The 4464-nt window shown below is 63.2% G+C and carries 3 protein-coding genes; 1 reads left to right on the plus strand and 2 read right to left on the minus strand.

Annotated features, from left to right (window positions below):
* Positions 1 to 516: AMIN domain-containing protein (locus ENZ74_RS23090; protein ID WP_127313005.1), on the minus strand; the 516-nt coding region annotated here is incomplete at its 3' end.
* A 654-nt stretch (positions 517 to 1170) separates the two neighbouring features.
* Between ENZ74_RS23090 and ENZ74_RS23095 the strand changes: the two genes are divergently transcribed.
* Positions 1171 to 4119: a ribonuclease E/G gene (locus ENZ74_RS23095; protein WP_063168092.1), complete on the plus strand. Its 2949-nt coding sequence runs from the start codon at positions 1171 to 1173 to the stop codon at positions 4117 to 4119.
* A gap of 172 nt (positions 4120 to 4291) precedes the next feature.
* On the opposite strand, the gene ENZ74_RS23100 is transcribed toward ENZ74_RS23095, so the two are convergent.
* On the minus strand, positions 4292 to 4464 hold a 173-nt coding region (locus ENZ74_RS23100), incomplete at its 5' end, for a glutaminase (protein ID WP_206522313.1).

Consider the following 4464-nt stretch of genomic DNA (forward strand, 5'->3'; position numbering starts at 1 on the left):
CGAAACGGTCGATCCGGTGGTCAGCGCCTGATTGGCAAGTGCGGCATCGAACTCGCGTTCGGATGCCGCCGACATGTCGATGGCAATGCGGTAGCCGGTTCCGTCCTCGTTCTTGAGCACGTCGAGCTTGTCGACGGCAAAGGGTCCCTTGCCGGTGAGGATCAGACGCGAAACGCCCTCGCCGAGTTCGCCCAGGCGCACGCCCTTGACCAGGCCCCGCGCCTTCAAATCCTTGGCATCCACGGCGAATCTCGTATTCGCGAGATCGATGACAAGACGGTTGGGACCACGCAGCAGGAACCATTTGATATCGGGTTCGCGGTCGAAATCCATGACGATGCGCATCTTGGTGGCATCGCCGGCCATCTTGTAGCCTTTTGCCACGAGCGGAGCGTCGGCGGCACTGGCATTTGAGGACAAGACGGATGAGGCCGCCAGCAGCAGCAAGAGGCAGAAAGCGGCCAGGATCCGGCCGCCGACACGACATCCCTTGTCTGTGAAGTCCGCCAATCCCATCTCTCTTGCAGTCGCTCCCGGTTTGGCGCCCGGCGCCCGGTCGTTTCGTCGAAATGCCGGTTAGGCCGCGAACTCGATTAACGATTGGTATCCAGAGAAGGTTAACCAAGCCTTTTCATGCAGGGCCGCAAGCCTGGCTTTACGCTACGGAACGGCTTTTTGCCGGCATCGGAAATCGGGGTTGCCATCCACCCCGCCAAATCATAAAAGCGATGGTGGATCACTGCAATCCTGGAACCGCCCTCCTCCGCAGCTTCTTGCTACAGGGTCAGACGTAAAGGCGGCTCCTTTCGCTTCAGGCGAAAAGGGTTCAGGTGATCGCGACGAATTTCGCAGGCGTGCTCCCGTGGCGGGGGAATCGCCTGCGTGAGGAAAACGGCCGGGTTTGTTCCCGTGCCGGCTCTGTATGAGCAAACAAGCTGGTCCGGTTCGTCCGGGCTTTGGTTCAAAAGGTTCTGTTGGTGACGATGGCTTCAAGCGCAATCATGGAAAGGTCCGCATCAAACCGCGCCATTATGGCTGCGGGCGGCACCGCCATGGCGCTCAAGCGGCGGCCGACGGACGTTCAAATATCCGGCACCCACATTCCAGACACGCAGCAGCAGGCTTTGCCTCGCAAGCTGCGGCTGACGGCTGCCGGGGGGAAACGAAATAATGCCCAACAAAATGCTGATAGACGCCTCCCACCCGGAGGAAACACGCGTTGTCGTCATACGCGGTAACCGTATTGAAGAATTCGACTTTGAATCCCAGGACAAGAAGCAGCTCAAAGGAAACATCTACCTAGCCCGCGTAACGCGCGTAGAGCCCTCCCTTCAGGCAGCCTTTGTCGAATATGGCGGCAACCGTCACGGTTTTCTCGCCTTCAGTGAAATCCACCCCGATTACTACCAGATTCCGGTCGCCGATCGTCAGGCACTGCTGCGCGCGGAAGCGCAGGAGGCTGAGGACGAGGAGAACGAGGACGGCGACGGCGATGATCGCCAGAGCCGCGATCGCGGACGGCGCGGCCGCAGGCGCGGCGGCAAGCCCCGCGACCGGGGCGAGCACAAGCGCGATGCAGCCGATTCCGGCGAGGCGAGCGACGCTGCCGACGAGGCAGAAGAAGGTGCCGACGCTGGTGTCGAGGACATCTCGCACACGTCCGAGATCATTGAACATGCGGCTGATTCGTCCGAACATGCCGATGCGTCCGAGCATGGCGAGGATTCGGCCGAGCAGGACGAAGGCGAAATCCGCGAAGGCGGCCCGACGTCGATCGCCGCCTCGGTCGAGGCCGATGTGATTTCCGAAGCCGTCCCGCTGGCCGAACAAGGCAGCGAAGCGACCTCCGGCGACAATGATCGCGGCATGCTGGAAGAAGTGCAGTCCTCGCATCCGGACGATCACGAGGTCGAATCGGTCGGCGCCGAGGATGCGCTGGAAGAAGTGCGCAACCGCCGCAAGCCGGTGCGCCGCCAGTACAAGATCCAGGAAGTGATCAAGCGCCGGCAGATCCTCCTGGTGCAGGTCGTCAAGGAAGAGCGCGGCAACAAGGGCGCGGCGCTGACCACCTATCTGTCGCTGGCCGGCCGCTATTCGGTGCTGATGCCGAACACGGCGCGTGGCGGCGGCATTTCGCGCAAGATCACCAGCGCGGTCGACCGCAAGCGGCTCAAGGAGGTCGTCGCCGATCTCGAAGTGCCGCAGGGCATGGGCGTCATCCTGCGCACCGCCGGCGAGAGCCGCACCAAGGCAGAGATCAAGCGCGACTACGAATATCTGATGCGGCTTTGGGAAAATGTCCGCAATCTCACCTTGCAGTCCACGGCCCCTGCCCTGGTCTACGAGGAAGGCAGCCTGATCAAGCGCTCGGTGCGCGACCTCTACAACAAGGATATCGACGAGATTCTTGTCTCCGGCGAGGAAGGCTACCGCGAGGCCAAGGACTTCATGCGCATGCTGATGCCGAGCCACGCCAAGGTGGTTCAGCCGTTCCGCGACACGACGCCGATCTTCGTGCGCAACGGCATCGAGGCACAGCTCGACCGCATGCTGCAGCCGCAAGTGACGCTGAAGAGCGGCGGCTACATCATCATCAACCAGACCGAAGCGCTGGTTGCCATCGACGTGAATTCGGGCCGCTCCACCAAGGAGCACTCGATCGAGGACACCGCGCTCCACACCAATCTGGAAGCGGCCGAGGAAGTCGCGCGTCAGCTAAGGCTGCGCGATCTTGCCGGCCTGATCGTCATCGACTTCATCGACATGGAGGAGAACCGCAACAACCGCTCCGTCGAGAAGCGGCTGAAGGATCACCTCAAGAACGATCGTGCGCGCATCCAGGTCGGCCGTATCTCGCATTTCGGCCTGATGGAGATGTCACGCCAGCGCATCCGCGCCAGCGTGCTGGAATCGACCATGAAGCCTTGCCCGCATTGCGGCGGCACCGGCCATGTGCGCTCCGATTCGTCGGTCGCGCTGATGGTGGTGCGGGCGATCGAGGAATTCCTGCTCAAGGATTCGCGCAGCCACATCACGGTGCGGACGCCGGCGGCGACAGCACTCTACGTGCTCAACCACAAGCGCGGCACGCTGGTGGAACTCGAAAGCCGCTTCGGGCTGACGATCACCGTCGAGGCCGACGATTCGGTGGGTTCGCAGCACTATGCGATCTTCCGCGGCGCGTTGGCTGAAAAGCCGGAAGGCTTTGTCGAGGCGCGCAGCTTCCCGGCCTATGTCGAGCCGGACGAGCCCGAGGATGAGATTGCCGTCATCGAGGAAGACGACGAGGCGCCGATCCAGGCAGAACAGCCACGCCAGCAGCCGCAGCAACAGCAGCCGCGGCCCGCTGCCGGTGGTGAGGAAGGCGAAGGCCGCGACCGCAAGCGCCGCAAGCGTCGGCGTCGGCGTGGCGGCAAGGATCGCGATCGCGAACATGGCGCCCCTGCGGACGGTGCTTCCGTCTCGGCTCCGGCCGGCGAGTTTTCGGACTCGGACTCGGCCGCCGGAGATGGCGACGCGGAAGCGGACGACAATGCCCCTGTTGGTGTTTCCGAAACTCCTGCCACAGCTGAAGCTTCGGACGAAGGCCAGGGCAAGAAGCGCCGGCGCGGCAAGCGCGGCGGCAAGCGCAACCGCCGCGAAGACGGTGAAGGCGAGGCTGAGGCAAGTGCTGGCGAAGCAGCCGACGCGTCCGAAGGCGAAGTCTCGGCAACCGAGGTGATCGCCAGCGAGCCGGTGGTTACCGCAGCGGCCGAAGAGCCGGTGGTGCTTGCTCCGGCCAATGACGACGCGCCGAGCATGGAGAAGCCGAAGAAGCCACGCCGTGCCGCCAAGCCGAAGAAGGCCGCAGCCGAAATCGTCGCCGAAGAGCCGGCTGCCGAGGCGGAAGCACCGGTCGAGACGCCGGCCACGGCGTCCGACGAAGCAGCGGCTGTCGAGAAGGCACCGAAGGCCCGCCCGTCGCGGCGCAAGCCGGCGGCGGTGAATGCGCCGGTCGAGCCGGTGGTGTCTTCGACTGTAGCGGAAGAACCCGCGGCCAAGGCCGAGGACAAGACCGACGACAAGACCGACGACAAGCCGAAACGCGGCGGATGGTGGCAGCGGAAGGGCTTTTTCTAAGCCTTTCAGCCACCTGAGCTAGTTTGTTGACAAAAAATCCCGCGCCGTCTCGAAGACGGTGCGGGATTTTCTTATCTGGCGCTATTCCGGATCGCGAAAGGCTAAAACGCTTCCTTGATTTTTATGCATGTCGTTGTCCCAAAACCGCTCCGCACCTTTTGGGCGACATGCATCACGGCGCGAAGATCGACCAGTTCATCATCCTGGCCAGCTTTTCCAGCGCGATCGACCCCAGCTTGGAGTTGCCGTTGGCATTGAGGCCGGGCGACCAGACGGCAAGCGACGCCACGCCCGGCACGATGCCCAATATGCCGCCGCCGACGCCGCTCTTGCCGGGGATGCCGA

It is taken from the genome of Mesorhizobium sp. M7A.F.Ca.CA.002.15.2.1 (genome assembly GCF_003998715.1).
In the GTDB taxonomy this organism is placed as follows: domain Bacteria; phylum Pseudomonadota; class Alphaproteobacteria; order Rhizobiales; family Rhizobiaceae; genus Mesorhizobium; species Mesorhizobium ciceri.